This is a genomic window from Streptococcus sp. HMSC074B11, from assembly GCF_001808705.1.
Taxonomy (GTDB): Bacteria; Bacillota; Bacilli; order Lactobacillales; family Streptococcaceae; genus Streptococcus.
This window is the reverse complement of sequence record NZ_KV794299.1, coordinates 15,518-15,955: the sequence shown is the minus strand read 5'-3', so window position 1 is coordinate 15,955 and position 438 is coordinate 15,518. Positions and strand designations below refer to the sequence as shown.

Below are 438 nucleotides of genomic sequence, written 5' to 3'. Positions count from 1 at the left end.
CAAGCAGATGGAACGATTACATGGGATCAAACAAGCCATACTTATGGCAAGGTAACGGTTCCTGTTGTTACAGGATTCTACGCAGATAAGACAGAAGCTGGTTCTAAAGTGGTGACTCCAGAACAGCCAGAGGCGACTGACAAGGTAACTTATAAACCACTTGGAAGCTTGGTTCCGAAATCTGATGATCCGAAATTCCCATCAACACCAGAAGTGAAGTATCCAAATGATCCAACAGATCCAACTAAACCAAGTAAACCAGTTGTGCCAAATGTCCCAGGCTACAAACCATACTTGCCAGATCCAAAAGATCCAAGCAAACCAGGTCAACCAGTAGAACCAGGTAAGGAGCTTCCAAACCTTCCAACAAATCCAGGTGATGATACTCCAATCATCTACGTACCAGTAACTCCAGAGAAACCAGTGACTCCAGAGAAA

Annotated in this window: 1 pseudogene; it reads left to right on the top strand. The window is 44.3% G+C overall.

What is annotated here, in order from left to right:
- A pseudogene (locus tag HMPREF2619_RS11395) lies at positions 1 to 438 on the top strand (hypothetical protein); the annotation flags it as partial.